The sequence below is a fragment of the Pseudomonas sp. W2Jun17 genome (genome assembly GCF_023127795.1).
Lineage (GTDB): Bacteria > Pseudomonadota > Gammaproteobacteria > Pseudomonadales > Pseudomonadaceae > Aquipseudomonas > Aquipseudomonas synxantha_A.
In genome coordinates this window covers 321539-340459 of record NZ_SPKO01000040.1, presented here as the reverse complement: position 1 = coordinate 340459, position 18921 = coordinate 321539, and the positions used below count along the sequence as shown (strand labels likewise).

Annotated in this window: 13 protein-coding genes; 5 read left to right on the top strand and 8 right to left on the bottom strand. The window is 59.5% G+C overall.

Translation table 11 applies throughout. From position 1 onward, the window contains the following. Positions 1–94: 94 nt before the first annotated feature. Complete coding sequence (locus E4O98_RS27615; RefSeq protein ID WP_005790850.1) at positions 95–583, top strand: RDD family protein; 489 nt, start codon at positions 95–97, stop codon at positions 581–583. A 123-nt stretch (positions 584–706) separates the two neighbouring features. Here E4O98_RS27615 and nadA read toward each other — a convergent pair whose 3' ends face one another. Continuing rightward, positions 707–1765 (bottom strand): quinolinate synthase NadA, encoded by a 1059-nt coding sequence (gene nadA, locus E4O98_RS27610; protein ID WP_032879720.1) that lies wholly within the window; start codon positions 1763–1765, stop codon positions 707–709. Between the two features lie 471 nt (positions 1766–2236). Here nadA and E4O98_RS27605 point away from each other — a divergent pair, with 471 nt between their 5' ends. Then, positions 2237–3952 (top strand): ShlB/FhaC/HecB family hemolysin secretion/activation protein, encoded by a 1716-nt coding sequence (locus tag E4O98_RS27605; protein ID WP_248136802.1) that lies wholly within the window; start codon positions 2237–2239, stop codon positions 3950–3952. Between the two features lie 106 nt (positions 3953–4058). Further along, on the top strand, positions 4059–9014 hold the full coding sequence (locus E4O98_RS27600; RefSeq protein ID WP_248136800.1) for a hemagglutinin repeat-containing protein: 4956 nt from the start codon (positions 4059–4061) through the stop codon (positions 9012–9014). Positions 9015–9157: 143 nt separating this feature from the next. Here E4O98_RS27600 and E4O98_RS27595 read toward each other — a convergent pair whose 3' ends face one another. The 5 genes from E4O98_RS27595 to E4O98_RS27575 all read right to left on the bottom strand — a co-directional run bounded on the left by E4O98_RS27595 (position 9158) and on the right by E4O98_RS27575 (position 14876). Then, complete coding sequence (locus E4O98_RS27595; protein ID WP_248136798.1) at positions 9158–9619, bottom strand: SRPBCC family protein; 462 nt, start codon at positions 9617–9619, stop codon at positions 9158–9160. 86 nt (positions 9620–9705) lie between these two features. Then, on the bottom strand, positions 9706–11253 hold the full coding sequence (locus tag E4O98_RS27590; RefSeq protein ID WP_248136796.1) for an MDR family MFS transporter: 1548 nt from the start codon (positions 11251–11253) through the stop codon (positions 9706–9708). Beyond that, on the bottom strand, positions 11246–12397 hold the full coding sequence (locus tag E4O98_RS27585; protein WP_248136794.1) for an HlyD family secretion protein: 1152 nt from the start codon (positions 12395–12397) through the stop codon (positions 11246–11248). The genes E4O98_RS27590 and E4O98_RS27585 overlap by 8 nt, the downstream gene beginning before the upstream one ends. Continuing rightward, positions 12394–13875 carry a TolC family protein gene (locus E4O98_RS27580; RefSeq protein ID WP_148852617.1) on the bottom strand — a complete coding sequence of 494 codons (1482 nt, stop codon included), beginning with the start codon at positions 13873–13875 and terminating at the stop codon, positions 12394–12396. The genes E4O98_RS27585 and E4O98_RS27580 overlap by 4 nt, the downstream gene beginning before the upstream one ends. 260 nt (positions 13876–14135) lie before the next feature. Continuing rightward, the gene (locus tag E4O98_RS27575; protein ID WP_248136792.1) at positions 14136–14876 is read right to left on the bottom strand and encodes a helix-turn-helix transcriptional regulator; all 741 of its coding nucleotides are present in this window, start codon (positions 14874–14876) and stop codon (positions 14136–14138) included. A gap of 333 nt (positions 14877–15209) precedes the next feature. On the opposite strand from E4O98_RS27575, the gene E4O98_RS27570 reads away from it, so the two are divergent. Both E4O98_RS27570 and E4O98_RS27565 read left to right on the top strand, forming a co-directional pair. After that, positions 15210–16598 (top strand): lipid II-degrading bacteriocin, encoded by a 1389-nt coding sequence (locus E4O98_RS27570; RefSeq protein WP_228308899.1) that lies wholly within the window; start codon positions 15210–15212, stop codon positions 16596–16598. A gap of 80 nt (positions 16599–16678) precedes the next feature. After that, complete coding sequence (locus E4O98_RS27565) at positions 16679–17233, top strand: hypothetical protein (protein WP_103734719.1); 555 nt, start codon at positions 16679–16681, stop codon at positions 17231–17233. A 110-nt stretch (positions 17234–17343) separates the two neighbouring features. Here the strand turns inward: E4O98_RS27565 and E4O98_RS27560 are convergent, their stop codons facing one another. Further along, a complete protein-coding gene (locus E4O98_RS27560; RefSeq protein ID WP_228308900.1) occupies positions 17344–18222 on the bottom strand; it encodes a PoNe immunity protein domain-containing protein in 879 nt (292 codons plus the stop codon). Positions 18223–18314: 92 nt separating this feature from the next. Next, entirely contained in the window at positions 18315–18914 is a 600-nt protein-coding gene (locus E4O98_RS27555) for a hypothetical protein (protein ID WP_228308901.1), read from the bottom strand. Positions 18915–18921 lie beyond the last annotated feature (7 nt).

Genomic DNA, 18921 nt, shown 5'->3' with positions numbered 1-18921 from the left:
CATCGGGCGTTTTGAGACTGAAACAGGTGTAAATCTATTTCAGGACTAGACACGCCATTGCGTAAACTGCGTGCTTTCTCCAGAGAGCCCTGCCATGTCCAAACCCCTGTTGAGCCCCCAGGGCGAATTCCCCGCCGTTGGCCTGGGCCGTCGCCTGGCAGCGATGTTCTATGACTTCCTGTTATGCACCGCCCTGCTGATCGTCACGGCGTTCATCTACAAGCTGGTGTGGATCGCCTTCATCGGCGAAGCGAAGATGCGCACACTCACCGAGTCCGGCGCGCTGGACGGTGACCCGTTGTTGTCGACGATCCTGTTGTTTGTGCTGTTTGGTTTCTTCGCCAAGTTCTGGACCCATTCGGGGCAAACCCTGGGCATGCAGGTGTGGGGCGTACGCGTGCAAAACGCCGACGGCTCGCGGATCAGCCTGTGGCAGGCGTTGCTGCGTTTTGTGGTGTCGATTGCGTCGTGGTTGTGCGTGGGGCTGGGGTTTATCTGGTCGTTGTTCGATAAACACAAACGCAGCTGGCATGACATCTATTCGGATACGCAGCTGGTGCGGATCCCGAAGCAAAAGAAGTAACTCAAGCACATCGCCGATCAACTGTGGGAGCTGGCTTGCCTGCGATAGCGGTCTTGCAGCCAAACACCTGTGACTGTTACTCCGCTATCGCAGGCAAGCCAGCTCCCACATTTTGATTTGTGTTCAGGCGTTGCCGGCCAGCTTCAACCGCGCAGCCTGGGTGAAGTCCAACATCCGCTTGAGCGGCCGCACCGCCTGCGGAATCACCGACGGCTCGACGAAAATCTCGTTACTGCCCTCACGCAAACACTGCAATGTACGCTCCAGCGTATTCATCGCCATCCACGGGCAGTGCGCGCAGCTGCGGCACGCGGCGCCGTTGCCGGCGGTGGGTGCTTCGATGAAGACCTTGTCCGGACACAGCTGCTGCATCTTGTAGAAGATGCCGCGATCAGTCGCCACGATAAAGGTCTTGTTCGGCAAGCGTTGCGCCGCAGCGATCAGTTGGCTGGTGGAACCCACCGCGTCCGCCAATTCGATCACCGAAGTCGGTGACTCCGGATGCACCAGGATCGCCGCATCCGGGTACAACGCCTTCATGTCTTCCAGCTGCTTGGACTTGAACTCTTCGTGCACGATGCAGGCACCGTCCCACAGCAGCATGTCGGCGCCGGTCTGGCGCTGGATGTAGGTGCCCAGGTGTTTGTCAGGGCCCCAGATAATGGTCTCGCCGTTGTCCATCAGGCTCTCGACGATTTCCAGTGCGCAGCTGGAGGTCACCACCCAATCGGCACGGGCTTTGACCGCGGCCGAGGTGTTGGCGTACACCACCACGGTGCGCTCGGGATGCTGATCACAAAATGCGGAAAACTCATCCACCGGGCACCCCAGGTCCAGGGAGCACGTCGCTTCCAGGGTAGGCATCAGGATGCGTTTTTCCGGGGTGAGGATCTTGGCGGTCTCCCCCATGAATCGCACACCGGCCACCAGCACGGTCTTGGCTGGGTGGGCAGCGCCGAAGCGGGCCATTTCCAGGGAGTCGGAAACACAGCCGCCGGTTTCTTCGGCCAGGGCCTGAATCACCGGGTCGCAATAAAAGTGGGCGACCAGCACCGCGTCCTGAGCCTTGAGCTCGGCGGCGATGGCAGTACGCAAGCTTGCCTCTTCAGCAACGCTGAGAACCTTGGGCTGTTTGGCGTCGAGGTGGGCTTGAACCAGTAGGCGTTCGGAAATGTGCGTCATGTTCGCAAGACCTGCAGGCGCAGTAGCGCGAAAGTCGAGTGTACCACCGGCTCGGGAGCCCTTCGGGCGCCGCCGGACGAAGTGTTTTTGTTCATCAAGCACGGGTAAAGCGGAAGCTGCGCAAGGCTACAGAATATCCAATGGATTCAAAAGCCTAATCTGGCAACGAGGCAAGCTGCCGTTCCTTGATCGGGCCCAGCCGATTAGGCGAAGTCTTGACAACAATCCAAACTATCCCTCTGCCACTTACACGCCTTTAAACGCAGGAATGACGGGCCTGCACACCTCATGCCGCACCAAAAATGTGCATAAAAGCACTTAATTACGCGACCTTTCTTACGTATTGTGTGATAAATCCTACAGCGATGTAACAAACCGTCTACCACTCACTCAAGTGTGGCAAGTCCCGCTGAGTTCACTATTTGGCTCGGGCGGATGCATCGCGTGTATTTCTACGTTTAAGGAAGTCGAGTGCCACATCAGCTCTCAACCGCACACCTGTGTTGTACCCGGAAACTGGGCATCGCCCTGCTCTGCCTGTGGGCGCTGCCGGTGGCTGCCGCCGATGGCCCACAGCCCGGCCAGGAAGCCCTGCGCTTGCAGCAGCAACAGCAGCGCGATTTGCAGCAATTACAATTGGAGCAACGCCAGCGCCAAATGCAGCGCGGCAGTTTCGGCACGCAACCGGCCACGCCGGCCATGCCAAAAGAGACTGCCAAGGATGAAGGTTGCTGGCCCCTGAGCGGTACGCGTCTGGCCGGAGTTACGCTGTTCACCCGCAGCGAGCTGGACAAACACATCGAACCCTACGTGGCCCCGTGCATGGGTGTCACGCAGATCAACCGCCTGCTGGCGCAGATTACCCAGCTGTACGTCGAGGCCGGTTACATCGCCAGCCGCCCGTACCTGATCAGTGCGCCGGCCGCCGGGCAGCCGTTGGATATTCATGTCGAAGAAGGCTACCTGGAGGCCATCGAGTTGGCCGATCAGAGCCTGCCGGTGGCGCTGGGCGGGGCATTCCCCGGGATGCTCGGCAAACCACTGAACCTGCGCGACCTGGAGCAGGGCCTGGACCAGCTCAACCGCCTGCGCTCGGTGGACCTGACCGCCGACATCGCCCCCGGCAGCACACCCGGCGCCTCACGCATCATCCTGCGCTCGCGCAGCAGTGCCTCGCGCTGGGCGCTCGGGCTTGGGGTCGATAACCTCGGCAGCGCCGGCACCGGGCGTGATCGCAACGCCATCAGCGTGAGCCTGGACAGCCCGTTGCAAATCAACGACTCGCTCAACCTGAGCTTCAGTGACACGCTCAACCATGGGCCACGCTACAGCCGCAGCCACAGCCTGTTCTATTCCATCCCTTACGGTTACTGGACCTACAGCCTGTTCGCCAGCCATGCCGAATACCGCTCACCGTTCAAGCTCAGCCGCACGACGCTTTACAACAGTGGCCGCACCGATCAGCTCAGCCTGCGCAGCGACCGCGTGCTGTGGCGCGACCAGAGCCACCAACTGAGCGCCAACCTGCAACTGGCCTACAAGGACGTCGACAGTTACCTGCAAAAGGTCCGTCTGGACATTCAGAGCCCGACGCTGACGGTGGCCGAAGCGGGCCTCAACCTGTTCTGGCTCAATAGTGCGGTATGGAACCTGGACGTCAATTACGCCCAGGGCCTGACGTGGTTCGGCGCCGATCGGGATGCCGACCAGGTGCAAAAAAAACACCCCAAGGCACAGTTCCACAAGTACCGCGCCAACCTCACCCAATGGCGCAACGGCCAATGGTCGGCGCAGCCATGGCAGTGGCAAAGCCAGCTGTCGGTGCAGTACAGCGAGGATGCATTGCCTGCCATCGAACAACTGCTGATCACCGATGACTCGGCCGTGCGTGGCTACCGCGAAAACAGCAGCTCCGGCGCCATGGGTGCGGTATGGCGCAACACCTTGCGCCTGCCGCTCAACACGGGCTTGCCGGTGAAGCTCACCCCGCGCCGGGGCCTGGACAATGCGTGGGTCAAGCACGAACACGGCGCCCAGAGCCAACGCCTGAGCGGTGCCAGTGCTGGGCTCAACCTGAGCTGGAAGAACGTGCAACTGGACATCGATTACCAACGCAACCTCAACACCCCCACAGGCTTTCGCCAGGAGCCGGAGGTCTGGCTGACACGCCTGAGCCTGCAAATATGAACCACCGCTGTTTTTAGCCTGAGACAACCGCCGTACCTGACCACCACAGCAGCGTTGCAACGAACAACGCACGTCGCGGATCAGCCAACACAGAGCGAAATTATTTATGCCGACTACTTCACACAGCTTTCACCTTTCTCCCCAGGGCAAACTGCGCTGGGCCATTGCCAGCCTGTTTCTGCTGCCACAGTTGGTACTGGCTGGCGGCGTGACCGTCGTCACAGGCCCCGGCGGCACGCCGCAACTGCAAGACCAGGGCGGTGTGCCCATCGTCAACATCGTCGCGCCGAATGCCGGCGGCCTGTCCCACAACCAGTTTCTGGACTACAACGTCGACCGCCAGGGCCTGGTGTTGAACAACGCCTTGCAGGCCGGCCAATCCCAACTGGCCGGGCAACTGGCGGCCAACCCGCAGTTCCAGGGCCAGGCGGCGAGCGTGATCCTCAACGAAGTGATCAGCCGCAATGCCTCGGCCCTCAACGGCGCCCAGGAAATTTTCGGCCAGGCCGCCGATTATGTGCTGGCCAACCCCAACGGCATTTCGGTCAATGGCGGCAGCTTCATCAACACCCCGAACGCCAACCTGGTGGTGGGCCGCCCGGAACTCAACGACGGCAAGCTGCAAGCCTTGAACACCCGCGATGCCAACGGCCAACTGACGATCCAGGGCCAGGGCCTGCACAACCGCGAGGGCTCCATCAAGCTGATCGCGCCACGCATCGACAGCGAGGGTCGCCTCAGTGCCCGTGATCAATTGAACCTCACGGTCGGTCGCAACCAGGTGGATTTCGCCAGCGGCGAGGTACGCCAGGTCGACCCGGCCGGCAAGGCCCAGGAGCAACGCATCGACGCACGCCTGTTCGGCGCGATGCAGGCCGGGCGCATCAATATCATCAGCACCGCCGAAGGGGCCGGGGTACGTGTGGGTGGTGTGCAGGTGCAAGGCACTGACGGTGTAAAGATCAGCTCGGCCGGTGACCTCGATGTCAGCGGCCAAGTTCACGCCAACAGCCTCGACGCCACCCGCGCCGGGGTGCAGAGCCGCCAGGGCGACGTCGACTTGCACAGCGCCAAGGACTTGAACCTGGCCGCCACTGACGTAGGCGGGCGCAACGTCAAGCTGGATGCCGGGCGCAACCTGACCCTCAGCAGCCTGGAAAGCCGCAAGCTTCAGGAAAAACGTGAGCAGTGGAACAACAGCAACTTGCTGTTCACCTACGAAACCTACGACCGCACCACCACCGACAAGGATTCCCGCCAGCACGGCAACACGCTCGTCGCCCAACAGGACGCGGCATTGTCTTCCGGCGCCAAGGCCGACATCAAAGCCAGCCACGTCGAAGCGGGCCACGCTTTGCGCGTCAACAGCGGCGCCGACCTGCAGGTGACTGCCGCTACTGAAACCCATGAGACCCGCGACCAGGGCAACCACCGCAAGCACCTGTGGAAAGCCAACTGGGACAAATCCAGCAGCGAACAGCGCAGCATCACCAGCAGCCTCAAGGCGGGCCACACGCTGGAGCTGACCAGTAAACAGAAACTGCAATTGCAGGGCGCCGAGCTGAAAACCCCAGGGGACATCCAATTGGCAGGCCGCCAAGTGGACATCACCAGCGCCAGCCGCACCCAAAGCAGCAGTGACAACACCTACGCAGGCGACCTCACCGGCGGCAGCTTCTTCGGCAAGAACGGCGACGGCAACCAGGGCAAGACCTTGAACACCGCCAGCAAGGTGAATGCCGACGGCAAGCTGATCGTCCAGGCAGACGACGTGCGCATCAGCGGCAGCCAGGCCCGAGGCGGCAAGCAGGCCAGTGTGATCAGCGACAAAGGCTCGCTGGTGATCGACGGCGTACAAGACACCTCCCACGACAACCGCTACAGCAATGACAGTAAGTTCTTCGGCATCTCCAAGGATGAAAGCCGCAAGAACCTCAAGGACAGCACCGTGGTTGCCAGTAACCTGCGCTCGGATAGCAACCTCAAGCTGCAAAGCGCCAAGGACATCACGGTCAGTGGCTCCCAGGTGTCTGCCGCGGGTGAGCTGCAAGCGAATGCCAAGGGCGATATCAAGGTCGTTGCGGCGCAGAACACCGCCCACGACACCACCAGTACCCATACCCGCGGCTTCGATGGCTACGCCAAGGAAACTGAAGGTGTCAGCCGCCAGTACCGTGCGGGCCTGAGCTATGAAGACCAGCAGCAAACCCGCCAGACCGACACCACCGGGCAGCAGGCTTCAAGCATCAACGGCGCCAGTGTGGCGGTTAACGCCGGTGGTGACGTCAGCATCAGCGGCTCCAACCTCCAGGCAACCGAAGGCGATGCAAGCCTGAGCGGCAAAAACGTCGAGCTGTTGGCCGCCCATGACCAACGCACCGAAGCCGTCGACAAGACCACCACCGGCGGCAGTTTCTACTACACCGGCGGCATTGATCGGGCAGGCAATGGTGCTCAGTTCAGCCACCAGAGCAGCCACGACACCGCTGAAAAAACCACCGCGCAAACCAGCACCGTGGCCGCGACCGGCAAGCTGACCATCAATGCTGGCAACACCTTCACCAGCGAGGGTGCCCAGGCCAAGGCCGGCACCGAGCTGCGGGTCAACGCGGGCCAGATCGACAACCTGGCCGCCCATTCCACCGAGACCAGTACCCACAAGCAAAACGGCTGGACCGCCGATGTCGGCGCCAATGTGGAATACAAAGGCATTACCCGCCCGATCGAAAAAGCTGTTGAAGGCGTGGCCCAGGCCAAGTTCCATCAGCCGGGTTTGCTGGATGCATTCGAACAACCCAATGTCGGGCTGGACGTGGAAGTCGGGCATACCCACAGCACCCGCACACAACAGGACAGCACCGCCGTGGTCAGCCAATTCAGTGGCGCCACGGTGCAGGTCGATAGCATCGGCAAGTTGCAGGATGAGGGCACGCAATACCGCGCCACCAAGGGCGGGCTGACCATCAATGCCGGCGAGCATATCGCCAAGGCGGCAGCCAATACCCACAGCAGCAGCGAGCAAGGCGTGGACGCCAAGGTCGGCGTGCGGGTCTACACCACCACCGGCGAGGACGTGAATGTACGCGGCAGCGGCAGTGGCGGCAGCCGTGATGTACGCCAAGCCAGCAGCACGGCAGTGGTCGGCAGCTACGCGGGCACCCAGGGCGTGAGCCTCCAGACCAAGGGCGATGCAAGTTATGAAGGCAGCCAGTTCAACGGCGGCCAGGCAGGCGTCAACCTCAAGACCGGCGGTGAGTTGGCGCTCAACCAGGCTAACGACACCCAGAGCAACACCAGCAGCACGTTGCGCGGTAACGCGTCATTGACCGTGGGCACAGCGCCCGGCGCCAATGGCACCAACATCAACCTCGGTGCCGGTGTGCAATTGGATAACCAGCGCCTCGACACCCAGGACAGCCAGGCACGCGTCGCGACGCTCCAGGGCAACGGGCCGATCCAACTCGGCAGCGGCGGCGACATGACCCTGCAAGGTACGCAGATCGGCTCCGGCACCGCCAAGACCGGCGATATCAGCCTCAATGCCGGCGGCAAGCTGGACCTGCAAGCCGCCACCCACCGCCACGTCAGCAACGGCAGTAACCTGGGCGGCGGCCTGACCCTTGGCGCCGGCAAAACCAGCAGCGCCGAAAGCAGCAGCAAGACCGGCAACCTCAGCGCCAATTTCAACATCGGCAAGGTGGCCGAAGATGACCAGGGCGTAGTCGTCGGGCAACTGCACAGCAACGGCAAGGTCAGCCTCGCCAGCGGTGCCGATGCAGCCGATGCCATTCACTTGCAGGGTACTCAGGTCAGCGCGGCCAGCGTCAACCTCGACGCACAAAACGGCGGCGTCCTGCAGGAGTCGGCACAATCCACCCTGGCTCATGACAGCTGGGGCGTGACCCTGGGCGCGGGCGCCAGCGTGGGCAAGACCACCTTGGCCGACGCCGGTGAACACGAGACACCCAAGACCCAACGCGGCATCAATGCGCGGGCCAAGGTCGATGTGGATCACGTGCAAGGCACCACCCAGCACGACAGCCTGATCAAGGCCGATACCGTGGTCATCAACAGTGCCGGCGATACCCGTCTGGCGGGCGCACGCATCGACGCCGAGCAGGTGAGCGGCAAGGTGGGCGGCGACCTCGTTGTCGAAAGCCGCAAGGACCAGGTCAACAGCACCCAGGTTCATGTCGATGCCAAACTGGATGTCGAGAAAAACCAGCCTGGCGTGGTCGATAAACTCGCCAAGGCCAGCGGCCCGCTCAAGGACACCGTAAAAGCCAAGGCCGAAGGCGCGTTCGACAAGCATCGCGACAAATTGGAGAACGTGGTCGACAAGGGCACCGGGCACCTGGCTGCGGCCAAGGACAAAGTGCTCGACAGCGTGGTCAACGCCAAGGAACGCCTGGAAGAAAAACTCACCCGCAGCGCCAGTTACGACGTGAACCCCGAGCCCCGCGGCGCCTTCGGCACCCGCGTGGACAAGGCCAAGGCTTACCTGGCAGACAAGAAGGATGCGCTGGGCACGCGCCTGTCGGGCTTCAAGGACAAGGTCTGGCCAAAAACCAGCGACAGCTACGTTGTCAGCGGCAAGAACACCACCGGCAGCAAGGTGGCCGATACGGCTGAAAGCGTGTTGTTCGGTGACAAGAGTGGCAACACCAACTACACCCCGACCCTGAACCTGGACGTCAGCCATGTGATCAAGGACAGCGTCGCTCAGGCGTCAGGCATTCGCGGCAGCCAGGGCGTCAGTCTGCAGGTCGGTGGTGATACGCGCCTCACGGGTGCGCGGATCAGTGCCGAGCATGGCAAGGTCGAGCTGGGCGGTTCCAGGGTCACCGCAACCACACTGGCAGGCAGCGACTACCGCGCCGATGTCGGGCTGAATGTCTCCAAATCACCGGTCAACCTCGCACTCGGGGCCAAGGACGAACTGACCCAGAAACAGGACGACGCCACGCGCAAGGATCAAGCCTTGAACCTGGGCCTTCTGCGCGCCGGTGGCCATCGAGAGAGCCAGGCCTTGCAGGCGGGGATTGATCAGGCCGTCAACTAACGCTTAAAACAGCAGAATGCTTCTGTGGCGAGGGAGCTTGCTCCCGCTGGACTGCGCAGCAGTCCTATTCTCAGGGCCGCTTCGCGCCCCAACGGGAGCAAGCTCCCTCGCCACGGAATCAGCCACTGCCTGCTCGTTCTATGTCAGTTGAACAGCGCCTGCAGGTTCTTCATCGCATCATCGGCAAAGCCTTGCAGGAACGCTTCGAACGCCGGCATATCCTCCTTGCCGCCAGTGCAGGGCTGGCCAATGATGGTCCAGGTCACCAGGCTCTGGTTCGGGCCTTGCGGCGCCACTTCCATCAGCGCCCACAGGTTGCCGATATTCAGTGAGGTGTAAATCAGTGACCAGGTCATCGTCATGGCTTGGTCGTCACGGGTGTTGAGTTGCTCAATCACCACGTTGCCGTCCTTGAACAGTTTCTTGCGGACCGAACGCACGCCCTCGCCCGTCATTTCGATATGGGACAACGCAGGAATGAATTTCGCGAAACCCGCAAAATCTCCGACGATACTCCACACGCTGAGCGCATCGCCATTCACGGTGACGCGGGCGACTACAGGATTGCCGAGCGGGTTACGGACCAGGGTATCGGGTTGTTGCATGAGAGAGCTCCTCTTTTCCGGGGGGCGGATAGTGGGCTCCAACCAAACGCAGTGGGCTGTACAAGTTCAACACCTCCTTGGCGTGGTTATGTGTTCTTGGCTGACTGTCGTAATGCCAAGGCCGCGACACCACACAAGATCAACGCGATACAGGACACATAGAACGCATCGCTATAGGCCATCAGGTACGCCTCGCGACGCACGGTGTGGATCAAGCCCTCGATAACCTGCTGTTGAGCGGGCAACAGTTGGTTGAAGATAAAACCCTCGCTGTCAGCCATGCTGGCGCGCAGGCGTTCCTGCAAGGACGGGGAAAACAGTGTGATCGACTCCCCTACCCGCTCGGAGTGAAAGCGTTCGCGCAGGGCGACGATCTGCGTCAGACCCGCCGTACCCACGGCGCCACCCAGGTTACGCAGCATGGAGAACAACGCCGAGGCAGAGCCGGCTTCGTCTTTGGCCAGCCCGGACACCGCCAGTACCGAAAGCGCCACCATGATCAGCGGCTGTCCGATACCGCGTACCACCGTGGAAGGAATGATCACGTTGGCAGCGCTGTCCACGTCCAGGTGCGCACCGAGGTAGCACCCCAGGGCCATGATGAAAAAGCCACTGGCGACCATCAGTTTCGGGTTGAGCCACTTCATCAAGCGCGGCATGAACGGCGCCAGTACCAGTTGCACCATGCCGTAGGCGATCAGACTGATGCCAATCTCCCGAGCGTTGTAACCCTGCAACTGGGAGAGGTAATTGGGCACCAGGAACACCAGGCCGAACGTGGCCCCGCCGAAGATGAACATCGCCGCGCTGGCTACTCCGAAGTTGTAGCTCTTGAGCAGACGCAGGTTGATAAAGGAGCGGCTGCCATACAGCTGCGACAGTACGAAGTACACCAGGGCAACGCCTGCGACCAGCGACATCCACACAATGAAATCGGAGCCGAACCAGTCCTTACGCCCGCCTTCTTCCAGCACAATCTGCAAGCCCCCCAGGCCGACGATCATGGCGATGATGCCGCCCCAGTCGCCGCGCTTGAGCAGGCTCAACTGCATGGGTCTGGCATCGATGGACCATGCCACCGCCAGCAGCAAAAGAATGCCGGGAGCCAGTTGCAAGTAGAAGATCCAACGCCAGGAATAGGCATCGGTCAGCCAGCCGCCGATGGACGGCCCGGCAGCTTGGGCGACGCTGTTGGACAGGGCGAACAGGGCCATGCCCATCGCGATCTTGCTGGGCGGCAACTCGGTGATAATCAACTGGAATGACAACGGGATCAGCACCGCGCCGGCTGCGCCCTGGATCACTCGAATGATGATCATCACCGCAAGGTTGGGCGCCCAGGAGCAGGCAATCGACGCCATCAAAAACACAAACGAGCCCACGAGCATCACACGCCGCAGAGAGAACACCTGCACCAGCCACGCGGTAAGCGGGATCATCACAATCTCCGCGACCAGGTAGGCGGTGGAGATCCACGAGCCTTCCTCGAACGTCGCCCCCAGGGAACCCTCGATCTCCGGCAGCGCGGCGCTGGTCACGTGCACGTTCATGCCGGCCATGAAACAGCCGAACAGCCCCCCGATTACCGCCACCCAGGCGCGAAAGGAGACGCTCTTTTCAGCCGCTTCAGTCATGTGCAGCGCCCTGCTTATCTGGGCGAGCGTCCACCGTGGTGATCACCGACATACCCGGCAGAATAGGTCCGCCTTCGTCATGCTCATCAATGACGATCTTCACTGGAAAGCGTTGCACGATCTTGGTGAAATTGCCGGTGGCGTTGTCCGACGGCAACAGCGCGAACACTGCCCCGGAACCTGGCGAGAAACTCATCACATGGCCCTTGAGCTTGCGTCCTGAATAGCTGTCGATGCTGATGTCCACGGGTTGGCCGGCACGCATGTCGCGCAATTGGGTTTCTTTGTAATTGGCCACGACGTAAGCCTGCTGCAAAGGCACCACCGCCAGCAGCGGCAAGCCTGGCGCGACGTACTGGCGGGTGCGCACTTTGCGCTGCCCCACCACGCCGTCGATGGGCGAGCGAATCAAAGTGTCTTCCAGGGCATGGGTCGCCAGGTTCAACTGCGCCTGGGCCTGACTGCGCCGGGCAATCTGCTGCTGGAGCGAAGCTTCGGCCAATTGGCGTCGGGTGACGGCCACGGTCAAGCGGGTTTCCTGTTGGCGTTGCATGGCCTTGGCAATTTCTACCGCGGCATTGGCCTGGGTGTAGCTGGCGGCGGCCGTTTCCAGACGCTGGGCGCTGGCGGCGTGGTCGCGCACCAACTCTTCGTAGCGGCGCTGGTCGAGGCTTGCGCGGCGCAATTCTGCGGCCACACTGCGGGCGTGAGCCTCAGCCTGGGCAACCCCGGCCTTTTGCTGGGCGATCAGGCTATCGGTGACGTGCAGGTTGGCCTCTTGCGCTGCCACCGAGGCTTGGGTCTCGGCCAGTTCTGCACGAGCTTGTGCCAAGCGCGCCTGGTAGTCACGGTCCTCGATTCGCACCAGCACGTCCCCGGCCTTGACGGGCTGATCGTCCTCCACCACCACCTCGGCCACATAGCCTGAGACCTTCGGGCTGATAGGAATCCAGTCGGCCCGCACATAGGCATCATCGGTCTGTTCCAGATACCGGCCGACCGTCATCCAGTACACGCCGAACACCACTGCAGCGATCAACAGCGCGGCGCCGCCCAGCAGGAGCAGATGCCTTTTGCGACGTGGGTTGCGCGTATTCGCCTGTTCATCCTGGACAGCAGTTTTTTCATCAACGGCGATATTCATGGTTGGGTACCGGAAAAAGTGGTGTGAGCGTGGGTGGGCGCTGAAGGCTGCCAACCACCGCCAAGCGCCTGAAACAAGCTGATCTGCCGTTGCAGCAACTGGCCATCGGCATCGGCGCGCGTGGCCTGCAAACGGATCAGTTCACGTTCGCTGTCCAACACATCCAGAAAGTCGATAGACCCGGCGTCATAGTTGAATTGGGCCAACCTGTAGGCGTGGCGGCTGCTGTCCAGTGCCTGGCTCAAGGCCGCGTGGCGCTGGCGTTCGCCGTCGTATAACGCCAGGGCCTGGCGCACCTCCTTGAGGGCCTTGAGCACGCTGGCCTCGAACTGCGCCACCTCCACCTGCTCAAGCGCCCGCGCCTGGTTGACCCGTGCGCGGTTGGCGCGCCAATTGGGGAACTGCCAGGTGATCAGCGGGCCAATGCCGAACATCACCGCGCTGCTGTCGCCCAGCTCATGGAATTTGTTGGCTGAGGAAGACACTGAAGCACCGAAGGTGACCTTGGGATACAGGTCGGCCTGGACGATATCCACTTGCAGCGTGGCCGCCTGCAACGCTCTCTCGGCCTGACGGATATCGGGGCGGCGCGCCAATAATTGCCAGCCATCGCCCACCGGCAGTTCGGCATTGAGGTGTGGAACCACCTCACAGCTCGCAGCGCCAGCGCCTTGTTCCAAATCAGCCACGCCGGTCAGCATTGCCAGTTCATACAGCGCAGCCTGTCGACGCGCCTCCAGCATCGGCAGCAAGGCCTGGGTTTCGCCCTGCAAGGCTTGCATACGCGTGTATTCAAGGTCCGTCACCACACCGGCCTGGCGCTGGCGATCGATCAACACCAGGCTGCGCCCGACCACGTCCAATGAATGACGCTGGACCTTGGCACGAGCACCGAGGGCACAAGCATTCACATAGGCGCGGGTGGTTTGCGCCACGACCGTGATGCGCAACAGGTCCTCGGCGTCCTGCGCCGCCGCGGCTTGCACCTGGGCTCGTTCAATCGTGCGCTGGACCTGGCCCCAGATATCCACTTGGTACGCCAGCTCGAAGCCCGGGTTGAACGCCCATTCTGACGGCGCATGGCTATCGGTGGCCTTGGCCAGGGTCTGGTCATCGGCGGTCTTGCCGTAAGCGGCACCCAATGACGCTTGGGTGGACGGCCAGCGCTCGGCATCAGCCTGCATGATCCCGGCCAGCATCGCCTGCACATGGGACTGGGCCGCCGCCAGGTCACGGTTGTGCAGCAATGCCTGCTGCACCAGCCCATCGAGCTGTGGATCGTTGTACAACTGCCACCAGCGCTCGGGTAACGCCTGGGCCGATACGCCTTGTGGCAAGTGGCTCAGGGCATTGATGCGCTGCGGATGTGGCTGTGCGGGCGCATGGGCAACCCAGGACGAACACCCCGCCGACAACACCAGCGCAATGCCAAGCAGCGCAAGACGGCCATGCCGTGGGGGGAAAGAAGGCGAACCCATCGAAGAAATCCAGAAGGCCAAGTAGAGACCCAGGGTAAGAGCGCAACGAGGTACGAATCTCCCGAGTTCCGGACAACCATCGTTTTGATTGGGACAAGGTGCGGGGTGGCTTGGCAGTACTCGGGGCAAATGTGGGAGGGGGCTTGCTCCCGATGAGGGAGTGTCAGTTAGCAAATCTGTAACTGACCCACCGCCATCGGGGGCAAGCCCCCTCCCACATTTGAACCGAGGCTGACAGGGAAGCCTATCGCCAAATCAAATCACACCAATCGACAGTTACTCGGGGTATAACCCATGGTGCGCTTGAACATCGCAGTAAACGCACTCGGGCTCTGATAACCATGCTCCAACGCCACTTCCAGGATCGACACACCACAGGCCAGCCGCTGCATGCTGAGCAACAGCCGCGTGCGCTTGCGCCATTCGCCGTAACTCATGCCCAACTCCTTCCGGAACAGCCGCGCCAAGGTGCGCGAACTCATATTGAGCTGTAGCGCCCAACTCTCCAGTGTCGATTCCTGGGAAGGGTTGTCGATAAAGCCCGCACACAACAACTTGAGCCTCGGCTCATCCGGAATCGGCACATGCGCCAGCACCCTTTGTGCCCTGTCGAGCTCCGAGAAAATCAACTCGACAATCTGTGCGTGGCGCACCAATGCCGCCTCACTGTCGAGCTTATCCCCGGCAGCGATAATCAGCTCACGCAACAGCGGCGAAACCCTGATGACCTCGCACTCCGTCGTCAAGCCACGATGCGCCCCCGGCGAGATCAACAAGGTGCGCATACGCACTTCACCGGTCATGCGGATCTGATGCTCCAGCCCAGAGGGCACCCACAGTGCATGCCCGGAAGGCACCACCCAGGCGGTCGCCTCCACCGACACCAGCATCACACCGTTGATGGCATAAACGAGCTGGCCCTCGTCATGTCGATGGGGCGCCACGATGTGGCCGTGTCCATAGTTAGCGGCGAGCGCAGCTAATGCGGTAGGCGCGTTCATTTCAGTAGGCCATCGCGGCGTTTGCTCGTTTTGAGAGAAGCGCGCTATGTCGGCAGTTGCAGGAAGAGGCTGTGGGCATCATATCGTTTTCTCCTTTCTAGGGCAGACCGCCAGGAGCGTTCGGCGCGTCTTGAGTGCGGAAATAACCCGTACATCAGAAAAAATGCACAAATGCATATTTCCGCCTTGAAAATATCACTGTATGGATACACAGTATCAGCAGGCCTCATCTTATGCCGATTCATCGCTACCGACGAGCAGCGCGGAGAGGCTGAGCCAGAGGGGTAATTCCCAGCAATTGACCGAAATATATATCGATAAGGATATCGACTCATGACTATCGTTCTTCCACCCATCGTCGTCACTGCCACCGAGCCCGGTTACCCGGCAAATCCTGGAGGCCTGCCGTTTCCCGCGCCGAACCCGGCAGTTGTGTTCCAAGGGCAGATGCTGGAACGCTTTGCTTATTATCGCCAGGGGTTGTGGCGCGAGATGCTAATCAAAATCGCCAACGAACAGGTCACCTGGGGAATGACAGGGGGGCCAGCGCCAGGGATCGTCCATGATTTGCAATCGGTGCCGTTTGCAGATAGCTACCTTTACTTTAATCCGGGCCTGACTTCTGGCCATGGTTTGAATTACGCCCAGCAATATTTCCAATCAGGTGGCGTAACCTCCTCTCCAGGCCTCTCGGGCGGAGACCTGACTCCGGTCGCAGCCGTTGGGCACTTCCTTTACGGCAAAGGTACTCCAACCGAAACCTCAATCAACCTATTCGGGCTGAACTCATCGAGCATCTCAAGCGCTGTGTTCAATGATGTTCTAGCCTCAGCGCCAATTGGAACGTCGCCGATTTCCATTGGCAACATTCCTTTTACGCCAGACGCCACGTCCTGGCAGCTTGCAACATGGATAGACAATCTTTCCCTGACCTTGCAAGGCACCCTCAATAAGGGTCAGGACGGTAGTTATCAATTTAACGGCGCCGTATCCGCCGCCAACCACACCTACGATTCGATGCCTGCCGGTTTTAAAGCGGCCATCGGCGAAGCGGCTGCAAATACGCTTCAAAGCGTATTTGACGCTCATGGCGCTATGCCCTTTGAGGTCGTGATCAAAGGCGAAACCGCAGTTACCGTTACCAAAGAGCTCACACCCGATGAAAAGGCTGCCTATACAGACGCTGTCAGCTTCGTATCGACTGCCAATGAACAAATGCTTCAAAAATATGGTGCCAACTTGAGCAAAGTTGCCCAAGACATGCAGGCTGAGATCGCTGGCAAGAAAGTCAGAAGTTATGCAGAAGCAATGGCGACCTTTGAGAAAATCAGCGCTAACCCCGCTATGAAACTGAATGCGTTGGACACCCAAGCAGTGGTCGATGCGCTGAATGCACTGGATAAGGCGACCTTTGCGGATAACATCACCCGTTTGGGCAAAGCATTCGGTGTGGTCGGTAAAGTCGTACAAGCAGAAGCCATCCGCGAGAAAACCGTTTCCGGTTTTCAAACCGGCGACTGGAAGCCTCTGATGCTTGAACTTGAAGCGATGGCAGTCGGCACAGGTGCTGGAATTTTGCTCGCCACCAGCATGGCGTTCTTCTTTCCTGTTTTTGCGTCGGCTGCCGCTGGAGTCGTCGTCGTGGCCTTGATGATGGCAGCCACCGCTGCCTATTTTGATGCAGCCAAAGTCGATGAGATCAACAACCTGATTCTTAACTAAAACAAAGGGTCCGGGCGAGCCGAGTCTTGTCCGGGCCCAGCGTGTTAGGATTAAAAATCGTACAACAGGATTTCCGAGCAATGAACAAGTCAATCAAACAGTGCATACCTCTGCCCTATTTATTCATTGCAATGACCATGGCACCTATATTTTTCATAGCTTTTTTATTTCCTGCAAAGGCCACATCCGCGCCCTATACAAATATTGAAAGCTTCATAAACACCTACCTGCTCGGCGTGGTAGGGTTTTGGTCGTCTAACTTCCCTTTCAGCTCCACAGTCATAACAAACTACATTGGCTTGCTCGGACCGATATTTGCGGTGATCTTTTTCTTGAAGGTCCGCAAGGGGATGATCATCGATGCCGATCAATATGCAAACATGACCATCAGCAAATATCTGTTCGGCTTGATAGTTTTATCGAGCTTTATCTATATGATCGTATCCGTGAGCTATTTTTACCCGCATGATCTGGCGGCTCACAACTTGAAATGGCGATTGTTTGGCACACACCTATTCACATATGCAATATTCTCTTCGGGCGTGCTATTTATTATTTACTTTATTACCTTGATCTCATACTTCTCTTTATTATACATACCGAGACTTTTAATAAAAAAGAATAAACAGCGCTAGCTTCACGCCATATAGCAAGATGACGGATAAAAGGATATTTAGTCCCGAAACAGGTGTAAGCCTATTTCGGATTGGAGACCATATCCCCTTCTCCCACTGCCACACCAATACTAGTGCCTTTTGCTGTCTTTACGGCTTTTCAGCCCCAGCAACCACCCCCACCACCCAGACTCGGCACTTGAATTAGGTGTTGGTATCACTTTCTCATTGGGATGTAGCAAATCACCCGGATAGTGCTCGTGCCCAATGCAATCGCTGTCCTCAAGCCCAAATACTTTCACGGCGGCGACCGCCTCAAAACACCAGCGGCCGAAGTAGCTTCCCATCTCAAGTGGGTGCATTACCGGATCACCATAAATGTACCACCACGGTTGCTGTTTACCGCGCCTGTTCAGCTCTGGATACCAATGCTCCACGAACGCCAGCAGTAGAGTTGCTTGCTGCGCCTGTTGCGCATCAATTGCCTTGAGCAGTCTCACATATGGCTTGGCATGTAGCAGCTTCTCCCCAATTTCCCGCTCTGGTTGGCGGTATGCAATGATCCGATCCAGCAGAATGTCCTGCCCCCCATCACCTATTAACGCAACCAATCGAAGCCACTGCTCATCGGGAATCTCCAGAGTAAGCGCTAGCCCCACCAACCAGAAACAATAGATGTAATGGTTTAAATCGGTTAGTTCGAAGGTCCAGTCTCGGCAAGTCTTAAGATCATTTTCAGCGCATATTTTGTCGGACTCTCGGTTGGAAATTTCCCATGCATCCAGAACGCCGGGGAAGAATGTTGCAATCGTCGTAATATTTCCACCACTCGAGTAGCCCCGTATAGCCGCACGCAAATTATCTTTGGCAAAGTCGAATGTAAATTGCGCTCTATATACGGGATTAGCCGAAGGCTCCGACAGAATCTTACTGACACGCTCAATCCATTGCAGATCTTTTGCCTCATGATCATCCCAATACTGCTTATTTCCCCAAGGTGCACGAATCATGGAAAAACTCCATTCAACGCCGCCTTTTTACAGGCGGCGCCTTTATTTACAAGGCAAACCCGGACAGTGTCCGGTGATTACCTAAGGGTTGATCAACTGCCCAACAGTCCACTGGTGTCCGCGTCGAAGCGCTTGCGGGCCTGATCAGCCGTCGGTTTGAGCAGCATGAGCAGCGCCGCCTCACTGTACAACTGAGTGACCGCCAGTTCCTTGGGGGTCGGCTCAATCGGGATCAGCACATCTTCGCTGTCTGCGTGCAGCCAGATTGCCACAACGTGCAATGCCGAGATGAACAGCACTCGCAGCTCAACGGTTTTACCTTGCAATTGCGCGGACTGTTCCGCCAGTTTCAGCGCATCCACCGTCGCCGCAGCCAGGGGCCCGTGGTTGAGCGAAGCGAACTCGACATGCCCGCCTACGTCGGCCAATTGCGCATCCGCAATCGTCACGCCATCGGCAAACACCAAGTAATGCCAATCGCCGACCTCAGCGTCTTTCAGACCTTTACCCTGAGTCAAATCCTCGAGGGTGAGCGAGTAGCCACGATAGGCTTCGCTCAGCCTGATGTTGCCCGGTGCGGCGGCCGCGAATGAGTGATTGCGCCCCAGGCCCTGGGTTTGCAGCGCGGCTTGCAACGCCGGACGCAGTGTCTGTACGCCGTTTGAGGGCGCCTTTGGATAAATCAGTTGCATGATGCAG